Below are 24764 nucleotides of genomic sequence, written 5' to 3'. Positions count from 1 at the left end.
TCGCTGCTGTTATTCCTGCAACAGCAGCAGCTGGCGATCCACAAGATCGCGGATCTGATCAGGAGACGCAAGGGCCCCCAGACTCTGTTCCGGCTGCTCAGCAACAGTCCGCAGCAAAGCGCGGTCGGTATCACTGAGCTGAATGGGCTCCATGTTGCGACCAAGAATCGGATCGGGTTCACCCCAGAGGCAAGGCTGAACCGAACCTCTGGCCAGGCCGAGGGCCTCATCACTCCAGCGAGCTCGCTCCACCGGTGCCGCGGAAAGAAAGAACTCGAAGTGGCTGATGTCGGGATCCAGCTGCTCCACAAGCTCCCACTGCTGACGCGGTGGCAAGGCCTGGGCTCGCTCGAGCAGCTCTCCCTGAAGAAGGCGGGCTGGATCCCAAACCTCCGGATTGGAGAAGCCGGCGAAATGCAGGCCCGCCGTTTCGATGAACGCGAAGAGGCGCTCGAGGTTGTAACTGGTTTCCTGCGGGTGCAGGTACATGTCCGCGAAATTCGCGTCAGGGGCGCAATCCACAGCCCAGCGTTCCCGGTGATGGCGGGCCAGGCGGTTGCCTTCCGGCAGGGTCTCGAACAGCTCCCGGCCCAGATGCAGGCCCTCCGAGCCTGTACCGGCATTCAGAAGACTCAGCGCTTTCTGGATGCGATGAATCTCCCAGCGACCGGCATCGGCGTAAAGAAAGAGATGCAGCAGACCCGACGGAGCCAGGCGATCCGCCAGGGAGCGCAGCCCAGCCTCCGGCTGATCTAGGTGATGCAGCACCCCCACCGAATTGATGTAGTCGAAGGCCCCTTCGTCGGCCAGATCGAGAAGACTGCGCTGCTCCTGACGCAGGGAGGTCACTTGCTCGGCCGCCCCGGAGCGCTGGCAACGTTCCCGGGCCACCGCCAGAGCCCCATCACTGATGTCCACCCCGAGCACGTCAGCCCCCGGGTTGAGATGGCAGAGGTAATCGGTGCTCACCCCGGTTCCGCAGCCGGCATCGAGGATCCGCGGCGCGTTCATCCCTGCAGGGATCGATCCGTGCACGGCAGCTAGAACGCTGCGATGACACCAGCGCCAGTTGTATCCAGGTGGCGGTCCGTCCTGCAGAGGATCCCCCGGGAAGGGGAAGCGGTCATAAAACGCACTCACCACGGGAGTCGCAGCATCACTGGGCTTGGGGTGGGTCATGCAGCGCTGATTTCGCGCCTGCGAGCTTTTCACGTCAGACCCGTGGATCCCCTGCAGCACCGCAAGGCCTGCAAACATTTGTTCATGGGGCCACGGAGGGCCATCCCAGCAGCCGTAACGTGGCGCGATCCGGCTTGCTTTCGTCGATGACAGTGACCGCCAGCAGCGGCAGCCCGCGCGTGTCTCCCCAACTGTTCGACACGCTGCCGCTCTCCAGCGTCCGTCAGGCAGAGCAGCAGGACCGATTCCCTGACAACGGGGAGTTGGACAGTCTTGTGACCTTCTTCCGCACCGGTCAGGACCGGATCGAAGCGTCCCGGATCATTGCGGCCAACGCCGAGGCCATCGTGGCCCGCGCCGCCAACAGAATTTTTGTGGGGGGAACGCCCCTCTCCTTCCTTGAAGCGCCTCTAACAACGGGCGAAACCGGACGTTCAACACGTCAGGAAGGCACTCCGTTGGCAGCTGACCAAGCCGCCTTTGAGCAGTCGGTGCGCACGTTTACTGGCGATAGCGGCACAAAAAAAAGAGGCAACTTTCTGACCCGTCTTCTCGAAGGGGCCGGAGGGGATGCTGATATTCGAGTGGTACTTCCCACAGGCTTCAACGCCATCAGCGTGGCCAAATACGGCCCGGCCTTCATGCGCAAGTCGGTGCGCGACATGGGTTGGTTCCTGCGCTACGTGGGCTACGCACTGGTCGCCGGAGACCCCAGCATCCTTGCGGTGAACACCCGCGGGCTCCGGGACATCCTTCTCGAGAACTGCTCCCTGGCCGCCACCAATGTGGCCCTTCAGGAAATGCGTGCCGCCTCAGCTGAGCTGCTAAGGGATCGCCCTGAAGCCCGTCAGATGACCATCGACTGCTTCAACGTGCTGTTGCAGGAGCTGGCCATCCCCACTCCCAGCACCAAACAACGCCAGGGGAGTGCAGTGCAGCAGGGCCTGCAGCTGCCGGCGATCTATGCCCTGGCTTCAGAGGGACGCCAGCTGTTTGAAATGCGTCCCGGTCTGTCCGGAGCCGAAAAAGCAGAAATCATCCGCGCCGCCTACCGCCAGGTGTTTGAGCGCGACATCGCCAAGGGCTACTCCCAGACTCCCTGTGCCGATAAGGCCAGCGCTGTCAGCCAGGGCCAAATCTCAATGCGCGAATTCGTTCGCGCCCTTGGCCGCAGCAAGGAATACCGCCAGCAGTTCCACGACGGTTTCGTCAACAGCCGCGTGGTGGAACTGGCTTACCGCCACTTCCTCGGCCGGGGCATCAGCTCCCTTGAGGAATTCCGCAAGTCGTTCGCCATCCTCAGCGACCAGGGCCTCAACGGTCTGGTGGATGTGCTGGTGAATTCCTCGGAGTACGCCCAGGCCTTCGGAGAGGAAACCGTTCCCTACCTGCGCGATCTCGGCACGGAAGCTCAGGAGAGTGCCGGCTGGGGCTCCAACCGCAAGTTGTTCAACTTCAGCGCCCCGTTCGATGGCGCACCGCAATACGTCACCCTCTACGCCTCCTACCGCCAGCCCTTTGCCGACCAGCACGTCTACGGCGGTGGCAATGATCCGGTGGCGAACAAATTCGGCGCCATCTTCCCCAGCGGAACCGCCTCAGTCGCCACCCGACCAGCCCCCTACGGCTACGACAGTCGCCGATTGCTCGTGAGCAACGGCCTCAACAGCCCTGGCCAACTGGACAGCGACAGTTTCCGCAAGAGCCGCCCCCGCAAGGGTGGTCCGCGTGTGATGCGACTTCAGCAGATCGCCACGGGTGGCACTGTGAATCCAGGGCGAGGTGGTCAGCCCAGCGTCCGTACGACTGAGGCCAGCACCCAAGCTGTGATCAAGGCTGTTTACGTGCAAGTGCTAGGCAACGGCGGCTATGCGGGAGAACGGATGAGCTCTGATGAAGCCCGCCTAGAAAACGGAGACATCTCCCTCAAGGATTTTGTTCGGGCAGTCGCCAAATCCGATGCTTTCCGACGCCGCTACTGGAGCGGCCTCTACATCGTGAAGGCGATCGAAGTCATGCACCGCCGTCTGCTGGGACGCCCCACCTTCGGCCGCTGGGAAATCGACGCCCTGTTTGACACCGCTGCCCGCCACGGCTTCTACGGGGTGGTTGACGCCCTGATCGACAGCAAGGACTACAGCGAAGCTTTTGGGGCCGACACAGTCCCCTACGAACGTTTCATCACACCCGGTGATGTGACTGCACGCCGCACTCCAGGCTGGTCACGTGCTCTCAATCTCGAGGCTGCCGCTGACCTCACCCTCAGCAGCCGTCCTGAAACACAACAGCGATCCGAAGCATTCCGCAGCAGTGGCGATGTAACGCCACGCAACCTGCCGGACACGCAAAAAACAGCCACCCAAGAGTTCACAACAACGATGAGCGGAAGCGCCGCTGCGCCCAGTTGGCTGTCAGTAGTGCGTCAACAACGTCTTGCGTCCAACAGGACTGGCTTCCCGATGCGGCGAGCCAGCAACTCAACGCCAACCAGCATTGGTGGCCGGTCGTGGAGCGTTGAGCTGATTTCTTCCAATGCGCGGAGCGGTCAAGCACTCCCACGCATGGGGATGGCTCTTGTCACAGAAGGCGCTGAAGGATTCCGTTTGCGGGGTGGACTTCCCGCGACGCTGGAGCTGAAACAGCCGTGCAGCGAAGATGAACTCCAGACTGCTGTAAATGCAACTTACAAGCAGCTTCTCAACCGTGTCCCCACAGGGAATGAGCGTCTGATCAGCGCGGAATCACGGCTGCGCAATCAGGACATTGACCTGACCGAGTTCATTGCTGAAGTAGCGATGAGCGAAGCGTTCCAGAACCGAATCGCCACGATGGCACCGCTTCGGGCCGCATCCGCGGCAGGTCTGGCTCTGCTGGGACGGGCCACCACCCCAGCGGAAACCAGCCGCTTCCTGATCACCCGCGCTCAAGCGGGTCATGGCGCTGCCGTGACTGAACTGTTGGCGGAACGGATGACCACGACGGTGCCCCGCATCGACGGCATGGCGACCGCATCAGGGGTCAACCAAGCCACCATCCAGCGCACGGCCTCGCTCTACCGCGGCAATGCAGGCCTGACTCCTCCCACAGGCGACGCGATCTGATCCTCAGGTCTCCATTTCGCTGACAAACAGCATCCACAAATCACGGTGGTTTTTGTGATCCGATCCCGGTGAAGTAAGGCTTCACCGGGATCATTTTGTGCGTCGTGAACACATCAGGGGCGATCTCACAAATCGCAGTGATGCCAAGGCTTCTCCGCAGAACAAATGCGCCGTGAAGAACTGTTACCCGGCCAAATCTCCCTGGCCATCGCCAGCGCAGAATGCATCAGCCGAATCCAAGGGAGCGAGCTCACCACGGTCAGTGTTGACCGATGTGAACAAGTCTCACTCCCAACGCTTCGACCCCCTGTCCCAGCCTTTAGTCTGGGACGCGATCCTTCGGGATCACCCCTTATTCACCGGATACCGGTCTCCTACGGGCGGCCGCTTGTTTCGAGGCAGAACTGCATGAGCATCGTCTCCAACTCGATCATCAACGCGGACGCCGAAGCCCGCTACCTCAGCCCTGGCGAACTCGACCAGATCAAAGCCTTCGTCACCGGCGGTCAACGCCGTCTGCGCGTGGCCCAGGTCCTGTGCGAGAGCCGCGAGCGCATCGTCAAGCAGGCTGGTGGTCAGCTGTTCCAGAAGCGTCCCGACGTCATCTCCCCCGGCGGCAATGCCTACGGCGAAGAGATGACCGCCACATGTCTGCGTGACATGGACTACTACCTCCGCCTCGTCACCTACGGCATCGTTGCCGGTGATGTCACTCCGATCGAAGAGATCGGTGTTATCGGCGCGAAAGAGCTCTATCGCTCCCTGGGCACTCCCCTGGAAGCCATGGCAGAAGCCGTGCGCGAAATGAAAATCGTCGCCATGGGCCTCCTCACCGGAGCCGACGCAGAGGAAGCCGGCACCTACTTCGACTACGTGGTTGGCGCCCTCGCCTGAACCTCACGCTGATTTTCCCTCTCGCCTCCTCACGGATCCATGCAAGACGCCATCACCAACGTCATCAACAAGTCGGACGTCCAGGGCCTCTACCTGGACACGGCTTCAATGGGCAGCCTCGAGTCGTATTTCGCCAGTGGCGAACTGCGTGTGCGCGCTGCCGCCACAATCAGCGCCAACGCTTCGGCCATCATCCGTGATGCTGTCGCCAAGGCCCTGCTGTACTCGGACATCACCCGTCCCGGCGGCAACATGTACACCACTCGCCGCTACGCCGCCTGCATCCGCGACCTGGACTACTACTTGCGGTACTCCACCTACGCCATGCTGGCTGGAGACACTTCAATCCTCGACGAGCGTGTCCTGAACGGCCTCAAAGAGACCTACAACTCCCTGGGTGTGCCCATTGGCGCCACCGTCCAGGCCATCCAGGCCATGAAGGAAGTCACTGCCGGACTGGTCGGCCCTGATGCCGGCAAGGAAATGGGTGTCTACTTCGACTACATCTGCTCCGGTCTCGGCAACTGAGCCCCATGAGGTTGTTCAAAGTCACCGCTTGCATCCCCAGCCCTGAAAAGGTTCGGACGCAGCGCGAATTGCAGAACACCTTCTTCACCAAGTGGGTGCCCTACGACAGCTGGTTCGCTGAACAGCAGCGCATCCAAAAGCAGGGTGGCCGCATCATCAAGGTGGAGCTCTGCACTGGGAGTCAGCAGGTCAACGTCGGCAACTGAACTCCGCTCCAAAGCGAATTCCGAGCCCGGTTCAACACCGGGCTTTTTTATTGGCCATCAACTCTGGAGGGTCTGCGCCACCAAAGCATCGAGATCCGGAAGAACAGCGACATCTCCCTCCCCCAACCAGAGCACGTACTCGTGGTTGCCGGCAGGCCCTGTGATCGGCGAAGCCACCAAGCCCTGGGGCTGCCAACCCGATTCAGCCGCCGCTCCAATCACGGATTCAATGGCATCCCGGTGGGCCGCAGGGTCACGAACCACGCCGCCCTTGCCAACGCGGCTCTTGCCCACCTCAAACTGCGGCTTCACCAGCACCAGCGCATCGGTCTCGCCCCCCCGCAACAACCGGCGCAACGCCGGAAGAATCAGCCGAAGGGAAATGAACGACACATCGGTGACCGCCAGACTGGGCCAGGGGTCGTCAGCTCCATAGAGATCGTCGGGCTGCAAATGGCGCAGGTTGGTGCGTTCCCGCAGCACCACCCGTTCGTCAGTCCGCAAGCTCCAGGCCGTCTGGCCGTAACCCACATCAACGCCATAAACACGAGAAGCACCGTGCTGCAGCAGGCAATCGGTAAATCCCCCTGTGGAGATGCCGCCGTCCAGGCAGACACGCCCCTTCACCGGCACAGGGAAAGCCCTCAAACCCTCTAGCAGTTTTTCGCCCCCTCGGGAGACAAAGCGGGGGGGCTGCTCCACCCGCAGTTCTCGCTCCGGCGTTATCTCCGTTCCGGGCTTATCCAACAGGGTGCCGGCGGCATCCCGCACCTTTCCAGCACGAATCAACTGCTGCGCCTGTTGGCGTGAACTGACCAATCCACGGGTCAGGAGTTCCAGATCAAGACGCTGTTTGGACGCCATTGCGACATAAAAGCAGACCGATCCCGAAGAAAACCGGCGATCCAACGGCTGAAGCCTGTTCTGCCAAGAGGATTGCCTCACTTCGCGTCGAAGGACGTGTCCAACCACCGCCCCCAACCCGCCAAGGTGGTGCCGCTGTTGCAGCCAGGCAGCTTTGTGCGACTCGACAACCAGCCCTGCGACCTGCCGCCTTTCCAGGTGCTTCACTGCCGCGGCGGACGCTGCTGGGTGCGCCAGCAATCCTGGGGATCCCACGTGCAATGGGAAGTTGAGCATGAGCGCTTGAACGTTGCATAAGCGAAACCGCTGCTCACAAAGTCGTGTAAAGACTCCCAGCCAACAATTCTGTTCAATCAGTGCCTTGGCAAGGCAACCATTTCACGGCTCAATGGAACATTGATGCTGTTTGAGCAAACGTTTGGGTCAAGCGACAGCCCTCCACAGAGCTTCAAGACGACGGGGTAAGCAAGAGACTCAGAAGTCGACTCTGATCCAGCGGCTGCTGCCCTTGCCGTGGCAGCTCTGGCCAGCAGAAGCTCGCCTGCTGATGGGGCTGGCAGGATTCTGGAGTGTGGCAGGGCTGGTGGTGTTGGCGTCCGCCAGTTGGTGGGTGGCCCTGCGGGAAATGGGCGATGGCGGTTTCTATCTGAAACGGCAGGCGATCTGGCTCCTGGCCAGCTGGAGTTTGCTGGGCATCACGATCTCTACCAACCTGCGGCGCTGGCTGCGCTGGTCAGGCCCAGGGCTGTGGATGGGCTGCTTGCTGATCGCCGCCACCCTGGTGATGGGCACCACGGTGAACGGCGCCAGCCGCTGGCTGGTGCTGGGTCCACTGCAGATGCAGCCCTCGGAGCTGGTGAAACCCTTCGTGGTGCTCCAGGCCGCCAACCTGTTCGCCCCCTGGAGCCGGATGAGCCTCGACCAGAAGCTGCTTTGGCTGGGGAGCTTCGGAGGGCTGCTGCTGCTGATCCTCAAACAACCCAACCTTTCCACAGCGGCCCTGATGGGACTCACCCTCTGGATGGTGGCCCTGGCGGCTGGGCTGCGCTGGCGCAGCCTGTTGGGCACCGCCCTGGCGGGATCGCTGCTGGGCACCGCAAGCATTCTGATCAATGAATACCAGCGGATCCGGGTGGTGTCGTTTCTGAATCCCTGGAACGACCCGATGGGAGATGGCTATCAGCTGGTGCAGAGCCTGCTGGCGATCGGATCGGGCGGCTGGATGGGGCAGGGCTATGGCCTCTCCACCCAAAAGCTCCAATACCTGCCCATCCAGAGCACCGACTTCATCTACGCGGTGTTCGCTGAGGAATTTGGATTCGTGGGCTCGGTGCTGCTGCTGCTGTTCCTGATGATGGTGGCCTGGGTGGGGCTGCGGGTGGCCCTGCGCTGCCGAAGCAACCAGGCCCGGCTCGTGGCCATCGGCTGCACCACGATCCTGGTGGGCCAGTCGATCCTGAACATCGCGGTGGCCTCTGGAGCGATGCCCACCACCGGTCTGCCACTGCCCTTGATCAGCTACGGCGGCAACTCGCTGATGTCGAGCCTGGTGATCCTGGGCCTGCTGATCCGCTGTTCACTGGAATCCACCGGCTTGATCGGGCGACGATCCAACGGGCGCCAACGGTCGTTGCGTCAACGCTGAGCCTGGTCTGGTGACAGGCTTGCCTGGATAGGCTTTGCGTACTCAAGGGCACCTGTGGATCTGCTGCTGCTCTCCGATTTGGCCCAGAGCAGCGAACAGCTGCTGCAGCGCGCCCTGGCGGATCCAGGTCCACTGACGCTTGCATTGGTGTTTGGTGGCGGCGCCCTCACCAGTCTTGGGCCGTGTTCCCTGTCATTGCTGCCGGTCACGCTGGCCTACCTGGCAGGCTTTGACGATGGCCAACCGGCCTGGCAGCGCAGCCTCGCCTTCTGCGGCGGCATCGTCGGCGCCCTGGTGTTGCTGGGAAGCATCAGCGGATTGCTGGGCCGGATCTACGGCCAGGTGCCGGCACTGATCCCAACATTGGTGGCGATCCTGGCGGTAGCGATGGGGCTCAACCTGCTGGGAGTCCTGCGGATTCCACTACCCAGCGGTCCAGACCCTGAGCAATGGCGTCAGAAGGTGCCGGCCCCGCTGGCGCCGGTTGCAGCAGGACTGGCTTTCGGGCTGGCGGCTTCACCCTGCACCACCCCCGTGTTGGCGGTCCTGCTGGGCTGGATTGCCCAGAGTGGACGTCCCCTGGCAGGGGTAGCCCTGCTCAGCAGCTTCGGCATCGGCCAGGTGCTGCCCCTGTTGCTGGCGGGCACCTTTGCAGCAGCCATTCCCAAACTGCTCGCCCTGCGGGGCATCAGTCGCTGGGTGCCGCCAGCCAGTGGAGTGGTGCTGCTCACCAGCGGTCTGCTCACCCTGCTCGCCCGCTGGAGCTGATGGGAATGACGAACGGGATGGGCCCACTGAAACGCCTGGCCGCCTGGCTCAGCGATCTGCGGCTGGCGATCGTGCTGCTGCTGCTGATTGCCCTGGCCAGTGCCGTGGGCACCGGCATCCCCCAGGGGGATCCGCCCTCCAGCTACATCGATGCCTACGCCGATACCCCCTGGCTGGGGTTGCTTAACGGCGAACAGGTGCTGCAGTTGCAGCTCGATCATGTGTATTCCAGCGGCTGGTTTCTGGCCCTGCTGGCCTGGCTGGGTCTCGCCCTGATCCTCTGCAGTTGGCGCCGTCAGTGGCCAGCACTGATGGCGGCCCGGCGCTGGATCGACTACCGCACCCCACGCCAGCTGAGCAAATTGGCCATCGCCGAAAGTCAGCCCTGTGCTGACCCAAGCCAGGGTCTGACGCAGCTGGAGACGGTGCTGCGGGCCGGCGGATGGGACGTGCAACGCAAGCCACAACGGCTGGCGGCCAGGCGCGGCGCCATCGGCAGGGTAGGGCCCCTCTTGGTGCACACGGGCCTGGTGCTGCTGATGCTTGGCGCAGCCTGGGGGGCGCTGTCGGGGAACCGCTTGGAACGCTTCCTGGCCCCCGGCCGCAGCCTCGATCTGCTGGATCGCGATGGCACAACCCAACTGACCATCACCCTGGACCGCTTCGCCATCGATCGGGACCCTGCGGGCCGCACGGAACAGTTCCGCTCCGCTCTGCAGCTGCAGGGCCCCAACCAAAGCCTGGATGCCGAGATCAGCGTCAATCACCCGCTGCGGCACCGGGGCATCACCATTTACCAGGCCGATTGGTCACTGGCGACGATCAGCCTGCAGATCGGGCGCAGCCCCGTGCTGGAGCTGCCGTTACAGACCTATCCGGAGTTGGGTGATCAGATCTGGGGCCTGGTGCTGCCGACACGCCCCGATGGAACGGAACCGGTGTTTCTGAGCCTGGAGAGCGAACAAGGGCCTGCCACAGTGTTCGATGCCGACGGCCAACAGCTCGCCCGACTGCGACCGGGTGGTCCCGCAGCTGAGGTGAAAGGCTTGCCGATGAGGGTGGATGCGGTGCTGCCGGCCAGCGGACTTTTGCTCAAACGGGATCCAGGAGTACCGCTGGTGTACCTGGGCTTCGCAGTGCTGCTAGTGGGCGGTGGGTTGAGCCTCGTGGCCACCAGGCAGCTATGGGCCATCGCTGCCGATGGAACCCTCAGCGTGGGTGGCCTCTGCAACCGCAACCTCGCCGCCTTCGCCACTGAATTGCCTCAGTTGCTGCAGCGGGTGGTGGTCGATCAGCAGGGCTGACGGGTGCCGTGACTCACCCGCACCACGGTGTGCACGTTGCCGCGGGGGTTGAAATCGGCTTCCAGCTGCATCCACACCGGATCAGTGGCCGCCACTAGATCATCAAGGATGCGGTTGGTGACCTCCTCATGGGAGATCGACTGGTCGCGGTAGCTGTTCACATACAGCTTGATCGCCTTCAGCTCCACCACCCGCGGCCCGGGTTGATAGATCAGGCGCAGCACCGCGAAATCGGGATAGCCGGAGAAGGGGCATTTGCAGGTGAATTCCGGCAACTCGATCGACACCTCGTAGGGGCGCCCAGGCCGGGGGTTGTCGAAGCAGATCAGCTCGGCTTCGGCGATGGCGCGTTCGCCGTAGAGGGGGGTCTGGGTCAAAGGGCTGTAGGGGCCAGTTCTGATCAGCGACCCTAGGAAGTCAAGCTTCGGCAGCGTTCTGTAACAGCGGCCACGCACGGCTCTGAGAACCGCGGCATCCTTGAAACAAGATCCGTATTCCCCCCATGAAAAAGGTCGAAGCAATCATTCGTCCTTTCAAGCTGGAAGACGTCAAGGTGGCGCTGGTTGAGGCCGGCATCATCGGCATGACTGTGAGCGAGGTGCGGGGGTTCGGCCGCCAGAAAGGTCAGGTGGAGCGCTACCGCGGCTCGGAATTCACCGTTGAATTTCTGCAGAAACTGAAGATTGAAGTGGTGGTCGAGGACGACCGCGTCGAAGAGGTGGTTAAGTCGATCGCCGATGCCGCCCGCACCGGTGAGATCGGTGACGGCAAGATCTTCATCAGCCCTGTGGAATCAGTGGTTCGCATCCGCACCGGCGACCGCGACAGCACGGCTCTTTAAAACAAGGGAGAGAGAATCAAAGCAGCAAGACATCTCACCCGTGTGCCATAGCTGCAGTTGCTTGAGGCGCCAGTGGCCTCATCCAACGGGATCTTGCGTTGATCGCTGCCAAAAGCGCCATTGCACCCGCACTTTCTCTCGAAAACACTGACCTGCAGCAGGGTGGATTCACCCTGCTGTTGTTGCTGGGCTCAGGCATGGGCATCATGTGGCACCCGCTCAGGCTCGGGCCAGCGCAAGACAGATTGCTCCAACGAGCGTTCGGGCATGGCTGATGGCGTCTGAACTTTTCAGACGACCGAAGTGATTGGTGGGTGTACCAACTGGGTGGCCATCGAGATCTCGCCTGGGGATGTAGAGGCATCGAGCACCCGATGACGGGAATCGCCCCAAGCCCTGACCATCGGGATGCAGGGGCCCCCTTGGAGCAGCTGGTGACCCCGCCCTACCCGCCGCGACGTTCCCTGAGGGCGAAGGGATCAAAGCGCACCGAGATCCCGAATTCCTCGGCGAATTCCAACACCCGGCACCAGGCCCGGTCCCCCTTGAGAGGAGGAGCGGATGATGCCCACCAGGATCACCGGCGCTGAAGCAGCCTGGAGGGACATCTCAAAACGGGGGCAACCAACGTCGGCCTGGACAGCATCGTCCCGGTAGGTGGGCGCCACATCCAGCGCACAGAGCAGCATCCTGCGGCGCTCACCATCCCAGGCGTAAGAGAGGCCGTAGCAATCGAGCAAATCGGTGGCCAGGGCCCAGGATCGCCTCATCGCATCCAGTTGCACGCTGAGCGGCTGGGAGCGCGCCTCAATCTCTGTGGTGCCACTAAAAGCCAGGGGTTCAGCACCGGGCTGCTCAGCCGTGCCATTGAGAAACGCCTGAATCCGGCGCCGCAGCTGTTCGCCGCCATCGAGGGGGCCATCGCGTTCCAGCTTCAGCAGATCCCAGCGTTCACCACTGCCTCCCCACACCACCGGTCCAAAGTTGTCATGCATCCAGCGGCCATCACGGTTGGAGGCGGCTTCGGCGTGGGTCATCACCCGCTGGATCGTGATCTCGTCAACCGTCCATCCCCAGCGATGATCGAGTGGTAATGGCCGGGACGAAGCCAGTCGTAACCGGTGGCGGGAATTCCAACGACGGCCTTACGATTCGGCCACTTTTTGGGGTTGTGTTGGCGTCTGCACGGGAGCTGGTGCTTTGGATGCTGGAGGCGGGCCACACACCGCAGCATCTGACGGTCGAGCAGACCGGAGCAGACACCTTGGCGGCTGCGGTGCAGCAGGAGATCCAGCTGCTGCAACGACACAACCAGAAGGCGCTGGCCTCAGCCTTACAACAGCGCGCCGGACTGCCTTCATCCACAACCCGAGACGCCATCGGCTTGCAGGAGTACGCCCAAGGGGCGATCCTGCGCGCCCGCCTGCAGCGGCTCAACCAGGACCGCGGTGTTCAGGAATCAGCGCGATCGGGAACAACAGAGGAGGTGCTCAAAACCGTTGCAGGCCTCTTGAACAGCATGCAGGTGAACACTGCCGTGCATCTGCTCTGTTCTCACGCGGAGGTCTGCCCCTACAGCCCACGGATCGAGCAGGCTCTGGCTGAGACCGCCGAAGCAGAGGAGCACTGGCTGGCGGCACGGGAGCACTGGCACCACGTATTGCAGAGTCAGCCCCCCGCCTCGATCGCCGTTCATGCCCAAGGCCGTTTGAAGGCGCTGGACGCCAGCGAGCCGCTGAAGCAGCAGCGGGTGGTGATGGAATTCGACCATCTGCTGTTCGAGGAATGCTTTCTCACCCACATCGGGCCAGAACCCCTCCCTTTTGCAAGACCAACGGAGGCAGCCAAAGCATTCTGGGAGCACGATGTAGAAGCAGAAGCGCTGCTCAGCCCGGAGATCAATCCCCTGATCTGGGCCGACTTCCGCAAAGACAGCTCCCTTCAGCAGGCCGCCCGTTACGTATTGGTGCAGAAGCTGTTCCATGGGCGCTGCCTGCTGGAGGCGATCGCCAACGATGGTGGGGTTCCTACGGCAGCGATGGCCCTGCGCTGCGCCGCAAGCTTCAACAGCAGCTTCTACCTCAAACAGAGGGAGCGCTGGCAAACAGTTTCGGCCGAGACGGCCTTGACCCATTACCTGAACAAAGGCTGGAAAAGAGGTCTGGACCCCAGCCCAGAGTTCAGCACCAATGAAGCTCTGGGGAAGGAACCACTGCTTCGCCAGTTCGGGATCAACCCGCTCTACGCCTCGCTTTGCAACAACAGTGACGCAGGCCAACAACGGTTGCTGAAGCAAACGGTGCAGCGCTTCGGAAGCGGCGCGGTGGTCAGCCTGAGCGAACACCAAGAATTAGGCAACGCCCATCTGACGCGGTTCACAGAAAGCGCTTACTTCAACCCAAAATTCACCTGGTTCAACGCATCCCCCACCGGAGATCACAGCTCACTGCAGTTGCACTGGGTGATCCCCGACTTCAGCCCCGGCGGCGGGGGCCACATGACCATCTTTCGGATGGTGAAACACCTCGAACGTCAGGGGCATCGGGTCACGATCTGGGTGCTGAATCCGGTTCGCAGCCGCCATGCCGCTGATCTGCGCGACGACGTGCTCAAGCATTACCAGCCGATCCAGGCCAAGGTGCTGCCGCTGGATACCTCCTTCTTCTTCAGCAGTGGGGATGCGGTGATCGCCACCAGTTGGCAAACGGTGGAGGCGGTGACACAAGCCCAGGGCTTCAAGGAGCGTTTCTATTTCATCCAGGATTACGAGCCCTTCTTCTATGCCCGCGGCAGCGAGGCGGTGCAGGCCGAAGCCACCTACAAACAGGGGTTGGCCTGCATCTGTGCCAGCCCCTGGCTGGATCACATCATGCGTGAACGCTACGGGGCCTGGTCACGCCCATTTTGGCTGGCGTTCGACCATCGCATTTACAACTGCACCGCCGAACAGCTGCGGGAGCGTTGGCAGCGTCAACATGAAGATGACCAAGCATTTCATCTGGCGGTCTACGCGCGGCGCTTCACCGAAAGGCGCTGCGTTGAACTCGCCTTCGCCGGCCTTGAACGGTTGTGCCGAACCAACCGAAATATTGTGGTGCACCTATTCGGTGATCCGCGGCCTCCCGAACATCTGGGTTGTCCGGCCATCCATCACGGCGTCATCAATGCGGCGCAACTGGCCAAGCTTTATCAGTTCTGCGACCTGGGCATTTCACTCTCCGCCACAAATTATTCGCTGATCCCCCAGGAAATGATGGCCAGCGGGCTGCCGGTGGTGGATCTGGCAGTGGAGAGCACCGAAGCGATCTACCCGGAGGGGGTCATTGCTCTGGCTCCTCCAAGCGCTGAAGGACTGGCCAACACCATCCAATTGCTACTGGACTCTCCAGAAACCCTGCAGAAACAAGCCGAGGCTGGGCTGGAGTGGGTCAGCCAATTCAGCTGGGAAAAAGCTGGCATTGCTGTTGAACAGGCTCTGATTAGGCGGATCAGCGAGGTGGATGGTGCCTGCACATGCGAAGGGATTGCGTTCCAACAGCCCCTAACGGTTCAACCCAAGCAACCGCAGTACAAAGCCTCGGTGGTGATACCCACCCATAACGCCGGCACGATCCTGGCTCCGGTGCTTTCAGCAATCCAACAACAACAAACACCCTGGGAATTTCAGTGTGTGCTGATCGACAGCAACAGCACCGATGGAACCCTGGAGCAATTGCAAGCCTTTGCTGCAATCCAGCCGAATGTGACGATCCAACAGATCGCCAAGTGGGAGTTTCAGCACGGCCACACCCGCAACCGCGGGGTGGCGGATAGTGATGCGGAGTTTGTGGCGTTTCTCACCCAGGATGCAATTCCTGCCGATGAGCACTGGCTGGATAACCTCGTCTCCGCCCTGGAGTCGCAACCGGCGGCAGCAGGGGCCTTCGGCCGTCACATCGCCCACGATGGTGCCAGCCCGATGATTCAAAACGAACTCGAATGTCATTTCGCTGGGCTCGACAAGTTCCCAAAAGCCCTAAGTCTTAACAGCAAACAGGAGTTGATCTGCGCTGATGACCAGGCCTGGCGCCAGGTGCTGCACTTCTACAGCGACAACAACAGTTGCTTGCGTAAATCAATCTGGCAAGAGATGCCTTTACCCTGCGTTCCCTTTGGGGAAGACCAACTCTGGGCTGAAGCGATCATTCGCCGCGGCTACGCCAAGGTGTACGCCAAAGATGCGGTCGTGAAGCATTCCCATCACTATTCCCCAGCGGAAACCTACGAACGCTCCGCCATCGAAGCTGAATTTTTCCGAACCTGTTTCGGCCACACCCTGCACCGCAGCCGCCTAGCGATGGATGCGGCGATCAGCAATGATTGCAAAGCGGCATCAGCAATAGCCATGCGCAACAAAACAAACAATACTGTCAACGAACTAGACCACAGCTATCAATCGATCATCGCCAAACATCTTGGCTGGAAGAATGCCAACAAATAAAGACCTATTGCCGATGCTAAATTGAAGCAAAGTGTTCCAATTATATGGCGCTCCACCCGCTGCTGAACTACTGCAGTCTGAAGCACTGGCAGCCCCGCCATCTCGACGCAAGCGGAGAGCATCCATTATCAGCCGAACAGGTGTCCAATGAGGCCAAATCTGCCCTCGATGCCAGCCGGCCAGACTTGTGCCTCGGACTGATCAAGATCGCACAGGCCCTCGATCTCCATAGCGTTGAACAGCTGGAGTTGAAAGCCGCAGCCCTCAGCCTGCTGCAACGCCAAGGCCAAGACCGCGAACCTGATCCGGAAGCCATCGAGGCGGGCGACTCTGAACAAGGCCTTCTCGACGCCCTGCTGAATGCCTGCGCATCACGGAACTGGTCTCCGCAGTTTCTCAGCTCCGATCTGGCAGCAAGGCCCCGGGATGAGCTAGAGACACAGCTGCTGAAGGAAGCGCAGGCAACTCGCAGCAATGGCGCTGTGGAGCTCTCGCTGTCGCTGATGGATTTGGCGCTGCAACACGACTGTCCATCCCTGTGGATCTTGCACAACAAAGCCCTTGCTCTGAGCTCTCTGAAGCGGTTCGACCTGGCCCACACCCTCTGGGATGAACTGATTCAACACGACGATCTACCCAATTTTGTTGCTGTTGCAGAATCCGCTTACCGAGCTTCAGAGCAGCGCGAGCAATCCATCAAGTCCACCCCACTGCTGCAGGCCCTGATCGGACGCATCCAGCAACACCATCTGCAACCACAGGTTCTTCCGAGTGCGGGTGAGCTCAGCGACGACGCTGATCTGCAAACCCTGATCCTGCAGGAGGCCGAAACACAAAGGAACCAGGATCAAGCCCAGCTCTCGCTGGACCTGATCAACCTTGCACTTGATTACGGCTGCGATTCTCTTTGGTTATTGCATAACAAAGCGCTGGCACTGCACAATCTGGGTCAACTGGAAGCGGCCATCGCCATCTGGAACGGCCTATTACATCACAAGATTGAAGTATTTACCAGCAATGTTCAATCGGCCCTGAGCATCGCCGAGCAGGAGCTGGTTCTAGAAAGAGCACAGCAAATCGAGGAATCAGGCGACCTTGAAATTGCGATCGAAACACTCGCCGATGCACTCCTGAATGATCCGAATCAAGCAGTGATTGAAACGACCTTGAAAGCCATGCTGCGCAAACGGCGTCACGGGGGCCAGGTGCCTACCGAAACTTCACCAATGGAGGATCATCTGGACGAGCTAGATCTTAATCACGTTTTCCTGATGCAGGCCGAACAACGCCTTGCTGCAGCAGACTCAATCATGAGCGATTGAGCCAACCAATCAATCCTCCACAGGCCAAACCGTACGGCAATCCAATCCAAGTTTGTGCGTACAAACCAAACCCACCAAGCGCTCGAGAGCATGAGCCAAGGTGCCATCCAACTGACCAGCCTCCCGATCAAAAGAAGTCCAGCGGAGGTTGAGGTCCATGAGGGGCTTTAGTACCTCGGGCTTGCACCAGAACATCGATCCAACGGGGAAACTGAACCGTTCATCAGGCTGAAGGGCTGACAGACCCAGACGCTCCCTCTCGCGGTAACAACGATGAAAACTTCGGGCCTTATCCCCCCAGCATCCATCTCGATCAATAGCTGATGCCACAGGCTGCGGGGGAGGAACGGAAATGATTCCAAGCTTTGTTTCGGAAAGCAAAGACAAGTGCTGCTGAACGATCGATGGAGATCCCACCAAGCCATGCAGACATAGGCTTAGCCAATCTTTCAGTTGATCACTGTGCGAGCTTTTTTTTCCGTGCAATTTCAGAACCAACTCATACTTCAACAACTCAGTCCCAAAACCAGCAAAAAGGGGTGCCATATCGCGGCCAACATTGGGGAACTGCTTCACCTGAAGCCTGCGTAGAAGAGCTAGCCTTTGAAAGCCAGCCACAACCCGGTCAAACCCAAATAAGCCTACTGAAACAAAACAATCAAATTCGACTTGAATATTAGCCAATTGCCCAAGGAACAAATCCAGATGATCGTCATAAAAGAGATGCAAAACGATAGCAATGTCAGGACGATACTCTTCAGGGCTAACTGCAAGTCCTGATTCACGATTCAAGCAATCAGCAGTAGACATAAAATTATCTCCAAGGCCGAACGACCCACTACTACGTTTCACACGAAAGTACCTTTAAAAGCACAAAATTATTTGCAGAAGGCGTTTATACACAGCGAACAATAAGATTAGCTATCGCCTGCCTCATAGCAAGAGCGTGCGTGTTGTGCTGACGCAACAGGTCGCCTTGCACTCGCGACTCAAGGAAGGAGCGCTCTAATTCCTCCTGCACCTGATGAAGCTGCAACAAGGTGAGCTCTGCTTCTTCGTTGACTTCTTCTTTTTGCTTGACCTGAGAATCAAACTCGACTTTCACTCGAGCAAGCTCGACTTCGACACTATTTAGATGCTGCCTCAACTCCTCAATATGATTTTTCTTTGCTTGGTCAGAATGGAACACAGTTTCTAACTCTTCCTGCAATTGATTCAGCTGAAAAAACTTATGGTCAATTTCTTCTTTGGCCTTGTCTTTCTCCTTGACTTGCACATCAAGGTCGACATTCACTCGAGCAAGCTCGACCTCGACACTATTTAAGCGCTGCTCCAATTCGTCAATATAATTTTGCTTTATTTGGTCAGCATGAAACACACTTTCTAACTCCTCCTGCACTTCATTCAGCTGAAAAAACGTATGCTCAATTTCTTCTTTGACTTCGTCTTTCTCCTTCGCTTGAACATCACACTCGACTTTCGCTTGAGACAGCTCGAGCTCAACACTATTTAAGCGCTGCTCCAATTCGTCAATATAATTTTGCTTTTTCTAACTCCTCCTGCACTTCATTCAGCTGAAAAAACGTATGCTCAATTTCTTCTTTGACTTCGTCTTTCTCCTTCGCTTGAACATCACACTCGACTTTCACTTGAGACAGCTCGAGCTCAACACTATTTAAGCGCTGCTCCAATTCGTCAATATAATTTTGCTTTGTTTGGTCAGCATGAAACACACTCTCTAACTCATCCTGCACTTGATTCAGCTGAAAAAACGCATGCTCAATTTCTTTTTTAACGTCATCGTTATCCTTCGCTTGCACATCACGCTCGAATTTGACTTGAGCCAACTCTCCTTCAAGAACCTTCACATGATCCGAAGCAGAGCCAGCTTTCTTGGACTCAATCTGAAGAGCTTCATTCGTCAATATTAATTTACTTTTTAACTCATTAATTTGCTGCGCCAAGTTGTAACGGCTTTGAGCGTGATCATCCCGGCTTTGTTGAGCACGCTTCAAGACTCCCTCACAGGAAGCCAATTCATGATTCAAAAGCGAAAGATCTTCTTGAAGAGCCTGCAGATGCTCAGCCGTAGCCATCCTCTCCGTTCTTTCGCTCTCCAGTTCAGCTGACGTCAGTGAAACCTGATGCTGAAGCTCTTCAACAATCTTCTGCGCTTCTACTTTCTCCTTAGCTTGCGCTTCATGCTCTTCCTTTACTCCTGCTAATTCTCCAACCAAAACCTGCAGATGCTCAGCCGTAGCCATCCTCTCCGTTCTTTCGCTCTCCAGTTCAGCTGACGTCAGTGAAACCTGATGCTGAAGCTCTTCAACAATCTTCTGCGCTTTTACTTTCTCCTTAGCTTGCGCTTCATGCTCTTCCTTTACTCCTGCTAATTCTCCAACCAAAACCTGCAGATGCTCAGCCGTAGCCATCCTCTCCGTTCTTTCGCTCTCCAGTTCAGCTGACGTCAGTGAAACCTGATGCTGAAGCTCTTCAACAATCTTCTGCGCTTCTACTTTCTCCTTAGCTTGCACTTCATGCTCTTCCTTTACTCCTGCTAATTCTCCAACCAAAACCTGCAGATGCTCAGCCGTAGCCATCCTCTCCGTTCTTTCGCTCTCCAGTTCAGCTGACGTCAGTGAAACCTGATGCTGCAACCCCTCAACTTGCTTTAGCAACTCTTTTTTTTCATTCTCACGTAACCTATTCTCACTAGCAGCAGCAGCCAAGGCTGCGTCCAAGACTTGTGCACGCGCTGACAAAGATGCCTTACGCCTTAACTCTTTCTCAAGCTCGTCGGATTTGTCTGATAGCCGTCGCTTCAATTCTCGAAGCGCCTTCGCCGCTTCTGCGCTCTCATTCACTCGTGAATTATTGATACCGGCCAGCTCAACCTCTAGAGCCTTGACACGCCGCACTCCATCTGCCCTCATCTTTCGCTCTGAATCCAATTCAAAAGCCTGAGCCGACAACTGCATCCTCAGGTCTTCAGCGATCTTCTGAACCTCTGCTTTCTCGCTAGAAACCTTCTTACACTCATCGGAAAGATCCTTTATTTGAACCGAAAAATTCAACGAATTATCTTCACTTATCTTGAGCAAAAGCTCATAACGCTCTTCTAAAGCCTCGAACGACTCCTGGAGAGCCAAAGTATCCATAGCTCTACAACTAGTAAAGTGCTATAATTTTAGCACATCCGACGGTCATATGGACAATTGCGATGCAGCAATTTCTTGTAATTACACAGATAACGGTGCGTTATGGATAAAAAAATGTACGACAGCGACCAAAGAACTACAATTGCTGAATGCCTATTTCAAAAACCATCATAACAAGAATAGGACCAATAAATCTGGCGAAAATATGCATAAAATACTTCAGGGCAACGCAGAGTGGACGAAACACGCAACATTATTTATTGAAGCAGAAGCTCGAGCAAAACAGAAAAATACATACCTTGCAGCAAAGTTAATCGCGATAGGCAGTGAAGACAAATACTGTCTCCTAACAACAGCAATAATACTTGGAAAGGCTGGCTACAAGGATTTAGCAGTAAGCGCAATCATTCGTACGTTAAATCTAAAAAATCTCCATTCAAGAGATATATTGGGGGTAACCCTGGCAGGGCTTGAACCACTGGTTTCAAAACTCGATTCCGAACAGATTGAAACAATTCATCTACGCGACCAAAAACGGCTTCTTCAAGAATTGGCGCTAAACAAGCAAGTCGCAAAGATTTTCAATATTGCCCTCCTGAATCACAATGACGTCACAAATTGCGGTGATTTAACGAATGAGATCAAACAACTTGCAAAGTATTTAAGACATACTAATGCGTCTACAGAGAGCGCAACCCATCAAGAGATTTTGACTTATGCAATGGAAAGGAGAAAACGGCGAAAGAAAGAAGCAAAGAACCGCGATAAGCCATTAATAAGGACAATTCACCACTTAGCCTGCACTGGCGGAACATTGATCAGTAAGTGCATTGCATCAATGCCAGAAGTTGCTTTAGTCAGTGAAATAAATCCATTCAATAGAAGCGGAAATGAATTTGAACCGACCAACCCGCTGCTTTTATTTGAGCGGAGTACAATGGACCCAAGCGAGGAAGATATAAAACGTAATTTCAAATCTCAGATTCAACAAATAATAGAAATCTGCAAGAGAAAAGATCTTGACTTAATTCTAAGAGACCACAGTCACACTGATTTTTGCACAGGGAGAAAAATATCCGAAACCTGCCCCGTAAATGATTACTTGCAAGACGACTACGAACTAGTTTCAGTTGTCTCAGTTAGACATCCACTTGACAGCTATCTTGGCATCGTAAACGCAGGGTGGAATAATCAGTTCAGACCGAACACTCTCAATGAGTATAGCAAGAGATATCTATCTTTTATCCAAAAGTACAACTCATTAAATATCATAAAATACGAGACATTTTGCAATGATCCAAGCGAAACCATGAAGGAATTGTGTAATATTTTGAAAATCAATTTCCTCGATGGCTTCCAAGAAAGATTCGGGCAACAACGACTAAGTGGCGACAGTGGACGGAAGGATGTGACAAAAATAGAGGCGCGTCCAAGAAGACCTATCCCAAGAGAGATTTCAAGTCAAATCAGCAGGTCAGATCACTATTTTGAATTGCTCAAAAAACTTGGCTATGATCATTAAATTTAATAATCGCGAAAAAATCGTCGTGCTTCTGTAAAAAAACAACTGACATGAAATCTCGCGTCGCCAGGACAGCTCCAGCCGACAAAAAACACCAACTATAGTATTCAAATAGTTCTATGCATCTTTATTAAACACTGCACCGAATTATATAGTCGGATGATTACGATTTGAAACTCATCACGAATGCGTTTGTTTCACCCCTGGTCGACACACAATTAGCAGGAATTTTGAGCAAAAATAATGACAACAATATTCATTTGAATAAGCGTAAAAAGAAACAGCATCATTTAGGCCGAGAAACGTAGGCGACATGCTTAATTCAATCACTCCATAGCTGTCTCAAGCGATCCTTATATCTTTCACCAACAGAAGACAGCGAAAAACGTTCTCGATAATCAGTTAAAATTTTGCAATTAGAAGTTATATTAGCATAATAATTATTTGAATTAACCGCAAGATTTATGCGGCGTTCTGCTACATCTTGCATCAGTTGAACTGCGTGATCAAGATCAGGATCACCCCAGTAATGTCCATCTGCGAAAGGATAGGTGTCATGGGGGATAGGCACTTCCAGGCAACGTACGGGATGTGAGAGAGGCCCATTACAGAAATCGGTGTGACCGCCGTAGTCCGTAGCAATCACATCAAGGCCGAGTTGCAACGCTTCTGCCAAGCCGCGGCCAAAGCCCTCTGAGCGATGCAGGGAGAGAAACACATCGCAACAGCCAAACGTGGCAAGCAATGCATTTCTATCCAAATGAGCTTCGAGCAAATGAATGCGGTGGTCTTCCTGGGCTCTGAGCTGTAACCAGTTCCACTCCGGATCGAAGTTGCGCGGGGGAAAGGTCTTGATCAGCAATACCACTCGTTCCGAGAGTGGATGTGTGTTAGGGAAGCGACCCTGGCTAGAAAGCAACTGGGGCAGGGGAAAGGCTTGTTGAAAGGCCTGCAAAGCGGCCATCGGATTTTTGCGAATGGCTGTGGAGTTGAGATCGAAGCTGTAAACGAACACCAGGGCATCACTAGGCAAACCAAGATGGTCACGTGTTGCTTGACGCGTTGTTGGCGAGCAGAAATGCTCTGGATCAGAGATCTCCGCAGCCATAGGCATCACGCGCATTGGTACACCTGCCATGGCTGCAGGTTCTTGAAGTGCGTGGGCTGTAAAGGTGGATGATGGCCAGACTTCATCAACAACATCAAACAGTGGCTCCCAAACCCCTGGCCACTGACGCGTTTCCCAAGGCCAGGATGCGATCGTGTATCTCTCATACAGCTGATCGAAGCCCATTTCAAGCAGCCAGCGTGCCTGGATAGGAGCAGCCATACACACTAAGTTGAAGGCGTATGGTCCACAATTAGGATCACTGCAAACCAAGTGCTCAAGACTGAGGTCTATGCAGGCGGCTCCATTGCCAGCAGGATAATGAATCACACAACAGGGCACACCAGCAGACTCCAGTGCTCGCGCTGCCATGCGGATATCTTCACCGATGCCGAAAACCTCAAAGGCGTGACCAATCAAGTTCACACCAAAGGGACGAGTTCTCTTCAGGGCACAGATCCCTCGTGAAGCCGGTTGTTCCAACGATGATAAATTGTCTATATTCAGCAAGTGGTAACGCTTGCTGTTGTTATCAAGGAATTGCTGCAAGCGCAAATGGCGTTCAACGGGTGAGCCTGGAGCCTCTGGGTTCAGCTGAGGATGAAGTGCTTGAAGTAGCCGTAGTGCGATCGGTTGTTCAGGTGCTGTGTTGCCATGAAATGGTTTGGAGGAAATCCTCGCTTTACCTAGCTGGTGATCGTTGAGCTGCCAGTTATGTCGAAAATTTTCTAGCTCTTCGGGATCAAGTAAAGGAGCTACCTGATCTGTGAGTTCACGTAGAAGCTCAGTCTGGGATTGGCCGGGCTTGGTTTCAGCAAGGCCGAGCTGCAACTCCAGACCAAGGTTGTGGAGACGCGTGGCTGGTGCTGATCCGAAGTGCCGGGCGATCAACTCTGTGGCCTCTAGAGCGACCCGGCTGCGTTGCGTGTTGGTAATGGTTTGATCATGCAAGCGAGTACGGCCTTGAAGGTGAGGTACATAACCAATCCTGTGGGGGAAGGCAGCGAATGCACGGAGCCAATAATCAAAATCAAAGGATGTTCTCAAGTGCCCATCAAACGGTCCAAGCATTAGACCCATGCTGCGGCGAAAAACAACAGACGGTTGACATATGAAACAGTGAAATCGAAAGCGACCTATTCCAACTGAAGGAGGAAAAGTTGGGTAACGACGCTGCAAGCCTGAGACGCTATTGAATTCCTCACCTTCTCCGTAAAGCATCAACCAATGGGGGTGGGCATCAAAAGCAGAGACCGCACGAGCTAGTGCGCCTAATGGATAAAGGTCATCAGCATTGAGCCAACCAATAAAAGTACCACGCGCAGCCTTGAAAGCTTTGTTAAGGCCATCAGCAGGTCCGCTATCACTGCGGCTAACTATTTTTACTCGAGGATCTATTAAGTGCCAACGTTCAAGCTCCTCTAAACTTCCATCGGTGGAGCCGCCATCCGATACGAGTAATTCCAGGCAAGCTGTCTGCTCAAGAACTGAGCTCACAGCATCATTCAGGAAAGGAGCTGCGTTGAGACAAGGCATCATTACTGACACGCAAGGCCGAATCGCAGAATAAAAATTTGTGCCTCCTGAAGAGGCTGCCTGAGGGAAGGATTGAATGCAGTTGAACTGAAAAGGTTCCAACTCGTTAATCAATCATAAAATTGGTGCGCACAAGACTTACCCACCCGTAAACTCAATATACCAGCTCAAATAGCTAAAAATCTAAAAACACATCATTGAACACATAGAAAAGCAATAGAAACCAGTACAAAGACTCGAGGCAAAAGAATACCTTGAAGCAAGATTGAAAAACAGAAAAACTCAATAGACACTCAATTCAATAAAAC

Annotated in this window: 20 protein-coding genes; 12 read left to right on the top strand and 8 right to left on the bottom strand. The window is 56.4% G+C overall.

Features of this window, described 5'->3' with window-relative positions; all coding sequences use genetic code 11:
- Nucleotides 1-9: 9 nt before the first annotated feature.
- Nucleotides 10-1179, bottom strand: a complete 1170-nt coding sequence (locus SynRS9902_RS03210) for a class I SAM-dependent methyltransferase (protein WP_186510497.1) — start codon at nt 1177-1179, stop codon at nt 10-12.
- 146 nt (nt 1180-1325) lie between these two features.
- Here SynRS9902_RS03210 and SynRS9902_RS03205 point away from each other — a divergent pair, with 146 nt between their 5' ends.
- The 4 genes from SynRS9902_RS03205 (at nt 1326) to SynRS9902_RS03190 (ending at nt 5908) form a co-directional block, all read left to right on the top strand.
- Nucleotides 1326-4280, top strand: a complete 2955-nt coding sequence (locus tag SynRS9902_RS03205) for a phycobilisome rod-core linker polypeptide (RefSeq protein ID WP_186509955.1) — start codon at nt 1326-1328, stop codon at nt 4278-4280.
- Between the two features lie 408 nt (nt 4281-4688).
- Nucleotides 4689-5174, top strand: coding sequence for an allophycocyanin (locus SynRS9902_RS03200; RefSeq protein ID WP_114989510.1), 486 nt, complete (start codon nt 4689-4691; stop codon nt 5172-5174).
- A 39-nt stretch (nt 5175-5213) separates the two neighbouring features.
- Nucleotides 5214-5702 carry an allophycocyanin subunit beta gene (apcB, locus tag SynRS9902_RS03195; RefSeq protein WP_006849956.1) on the top strand — a complete coding sequence of 163 codons (489 nt, stop codon included), beginning with the start codon at nt 5214-5216 and terminating at the stop codon, nt 5700-5702.
- 5 nt (nt 5703-5707) lie between these two features.
- Entirely contained in the window at nt 5708-5908 is a 201-nt protein-coding gene (locus SynRS9902_RS03190; protein WP_114994657.1) for a phycobilisome linker polypeptide, read from the top strand.
- Between the two features lie 57 nt (nt 5909-5965).
- On the opposite strand, the gene SynRS9902_RS03185 is transcribed toward SynRS9902_RS03190, so the two are convergent.
- Entirely contained in the window at nt 5966-6772 is an 807-nt protein-coding gene (locus tag SynRS9902_RS03185) for a TlyA family RNA methyltransferase (protein ID WP_186509954.1), read from the bottom strand.
- A gap of 96 nt (nt 6773-6868) precedes the next feature.
- Between SynRS9902_RS03185 and SynRS9902_RS03180 the strand changes: the two genes are divergently transcribed.
- From SynRS9902_RS03180 to SynRS9902_RS03165, 4 genes are all read left to right on the top strand, one after another.
- Nucleotides 6869-7069 (top strand): hypothetical protein, encoded by a 201-nt coding sequence (locus SynRS9902_RS03180; RefSeq protein ID WP_114989513.1) that lies wholly within the window; start codon nt 6869-6871, stop codon nt 7067-7069.
- A gap of 109 nt (nt 7070-7178) precedes the next feature.
- Nucleotides 7179-8417: an FtsW/RodA/SpoVE family cell cycle protein gene (locus SynRS9902_RS03175; protein ID WP_370586320.1), complete on the top strand. Its 1239-nt coding sequence runs from the start codon at nt 7179-7181 to the stop codon at nt 8415-8417.
- A 54-nt stretch (nt 8418-8471) separates the two neighbouring features.
- Nucleotides 8472-9185, top strand: a complete 714-nt coding sequence (locus SynRS9902_RS03170; RefSeq protein WP_186509953.1) for a cytochrome c biogenesis CcdA family protein — start codon at nt 8472-8474, stop codon at nt 9183-9185.
- 5 nt (nt 9186-9190) lie between these two features.
- Complete coding sequence (locus tag SynRS9902_RS03165) at nt 9191-10489, top strand: cytochrome c biogenesis protein ResB (protein WP_255446260.1); 1299 nt, start codon at nt 9191-9193, stop codon at nt 10487-10489.
- Here the strand turns inward: SynRS9902_RS03165 and queF are convergent.
- Entirely contained in the window at nt 10477-10866 is a 390-nt protein-coding gene (queF, locus tag SynRS9902_RS03160) for a preQ(1) synthase (RefSeq protein WP_006851779.1), read from the bottom strand. The two genes, SynRS9902_RS03165 and queF, sit on opposite strands and share 13 nt — an antisense overlap.
- Before the next feature lie 125 nt (nt 10867-10991).
- On the opposite strand from queF, the gene SynRS9902_RS03155 reads away from it, so the two are divergent.
- The gene (locus tag SynRS9902_RS03155; RefSeq protein WP_006851285.1) at nt 10992-11330 is read left to right on the top strand and encodes a P-II family nitrogen regulator; all 339 of its coding nucleotides are present in this window, start codon (nt 10992-10994) and stop codon (nt 11328-11330) included.
- Nucleotides 11331-11809: 479 nt separating this feature from the next.
- Here SynRS9902_RS03155 and SynRS9902_RS03150 read toward each other — a convergent pair whose 3' ends face one another.
- On the bottom strand, nt 11810-12367 hold the full coding sequence (locus SynRS9902_RS03150) for a hypothetical protein (protein WP_255446185.1): 558 nt from the start codon (nt 12365-12367) through the stop codon (nt 11810-11812).
- Nucleotides 12368-12504: 137 nt separating this feature from the next.
- On the opposite strand from SynRS9902_RS03150, the gene SynRS9902_RS03145 reads away from it, so the two are divergent.
- Both SynRS9902_RS03145 and SynRS9902_RS03140 read left to right on the top strand, forming a co-directional pair.
- On the top strand, nt 12505-15810 hold the full coding sequence (locus SynRS9902_RS03145) for a glycosyltransferase (protein ID WP_186509952.1): 3306 nt from the start codon (nt 12505-12507) through the stop codon (nt 15808-15810).
- A gap of 44 nt (nt 15811-15854) precedes the next feature.
- On the top strand, nt 15855-17132 hold the full coding sequence (locus SynRS9902_RS03140; protein ID WP_186509951.1) for a hypothetical protein: 1278 nt from the start codon (nt 15855-15857) through the stop codon (nt 17130-17132).
- A 9-nt stretch (nt 17133-17141) separates the two neighbouring features.
- On the opposite strand, the gene SynRS9902_RS03135 is transcribed toward SynRS9902_RS03140, so the two are convergent.
- From SynRS9902_RS03135 to SynRS9902_RS03125, 3 genes are all read right to left on the bottom strand, one after another.
- Nucleotides 17142-17942 carry a rhamnan synthesis F family protein gene (locus tag SynRS9902_RS03135; protein ID WP_186509950.1) on the bottom strand — a complete coding sequence of 267 codons (801 nt, stop codon included), beginning with the start codon at nt 17940-17942 and terminating at the stop codon, nt 17142-17144.
- A gap of 85 nt (nt 17943-18027) precedes the next feature.
- A complete protein-coding gene (locus tag SynRS9902_RS03130; RefSeq protein WP_186509949.1) occupies nt 18028-18657 on the bottom strand; it encodes a hypothetical protein in 630 nt (209 codons plus the stop codon).
- A 4-nt stretch (nt 18658-18661) separates the two neighbouring features.
- Nucleotides 18662-20290: a hypothetical protein gene (locus SynRS9902_RS03125; RefSeq protein ID WP_186509948.1), complete on the bottom strand. Its 1629-nt coding sequence runs from the start codon at nt 20288-20290 to the stop codon at nt 18662-18664.
- Between the two features lie 49 nt (nt 20291-20339).
- Between SynRS9902_RS03125 and SynRS9902_RS03120 the strand changes: the two genes are divergently transcribed.
- Nucleotides 20340-21812 (top strand): hypothetical protein, encoded by a 1473-nt coding sequence (locus tag SynRS9902_RS03120; RefSeq protein ID WP_186509947.1) that lies wholly within the window; start codon nt 20340-20342, stop codon nt 21810-21812.
- Nucleotides 21813-22134: 322 nt separating this feature from the next.
- Here the strand turns inward: SynRS9902_RS03120 and SynRS9902_RS03115 are convergent, their stop codons facing one another.
- The gene (locus SynRS9902_RS03115) at nt 22135-24558 is read right to left on the bottom strand and encodes a glycosyltransferase (RefSeq protein ID WP_186509946.1); all 2424 of its coding nucleotides are present in this window, start codon (nt 24556-24558) and stop codon (nt 22135-22137) included.
- Between the last annotated feature and the right edge of the window lie 206 nt (nt 24559-24764).

The sequence above is a fragment of the Synechococcus sp. RS9902 genome (genome assembly GCF_014279635.1).
In the GTDB taxonomy this organism is placed as follows: domain Bacteria; phylum Cyanobacteriota; class Cyanobacteriia; order PCC-6307; family Cyanobiaceae; genus Parasynechococcus.
The sequence above is the reverse complement of the archived record's forward strand: the minus strand, read 5'-3'. Positions and strand labels throughout refer to the sequence as shown.

Excerpts from the sequence above, each read along its gene's own strand:
- SynRS9902_RS03210 (WP_186510497.1), bottom strand. The coding sequence starts at position 1,179 with ATGACCCACCCCAAGCCCAGTGATGCTGCGACTCCCGTGGTGAGTGCG.
- SynRS9902_RS03205 (WP_186509955.1), top strand. The coding sequence starts at position 1,326 with ATGACAGTGACCGCCAGCAGCGGCAGCCCGCGCGTGTCTCCCCAACTG.
- SynRS9902_RS03200 (WP_114989510.1), top strand. The coding sequence starts at position 4,689 with ATGAGCATCGTCTCCAACTCGATCATCAACGCGGACGCCGAAGCCCGC.
- apcB (WP_006849956.1), top strand. The coding sequence starts at position 5,214 with ATGCAAGACGCCATCACCAACGTCATCAACAAGTCGGACGTCCAGGGC.
- SynRS9902_RS03190 (WP_114994657.1), top strand. The coding sequence starts at position 5,708 with ATGAGGTTGTTCAAAGTCACCGCTTGCATCCCCAGCCCTGAAAAGGTT.
- SynRS9902_RS03185 (WP_186509954.1), bottom strand. The coding sequence starts at position 6,772 with ATGGCGTCCAAACAGCGTCTTGATCTGGAACTCCTGACCCGTGGATTG.
- SynRS9902_RS03165 (WP_255446260.1), top strand. The coding sequence starts at position 9,191 with ATGACGAACGGGATGGGCCCACTGAAACGCCTGGCCGCCTGGCTCAGC.
- SynRS9902_RS03155 (WP_006851285.1), top strand. The coding sequence starts at position 10,992 with ATGAAAAAGGTCGAAGCAATCATTCGTCCTTTCAAGCTGGAAGACGTC.
- SynRS9902_RS03150 (WP_255446185.1), bottom strand. The coding sequence starts at position 12,367 with ATGACCCACGCCGAAGCCGCCTCCAACCGTGATGGCCGCTGGATGCAT.
- SynRS9902_RS03140 (WP_186509951.1), top strand. The coding sequence starts at position 15,855 with ATGGCGCTCCACCCGCTGCTGAACTACTGCAGTCTGAAGCACTGGCAG.
- SynRS9902_RS03135 (WP_186509950.1), bottom strand. The coding sequence starts at position 17,942 with ATGTCTACTGCTGATTGCTTGAATCGTGAATCAGGACTTGCAGTTAGC.
- SynRS9902_RS03125 (WP_186509948.1), bottom strand. The coding sequence starts at position 20,290 with ATGGATACTTTGGCTCTCCAGGAGTCGTTCGAGGCTTTAGAAGAGCGT.
- SynRS9902_RS03120 (WP_186509947.1), top strand. The coding sequence starts at position 20,340 with ATGGACAATTGCGATGCAGCAATTTCTTGTAATTACACAGATAACGGT.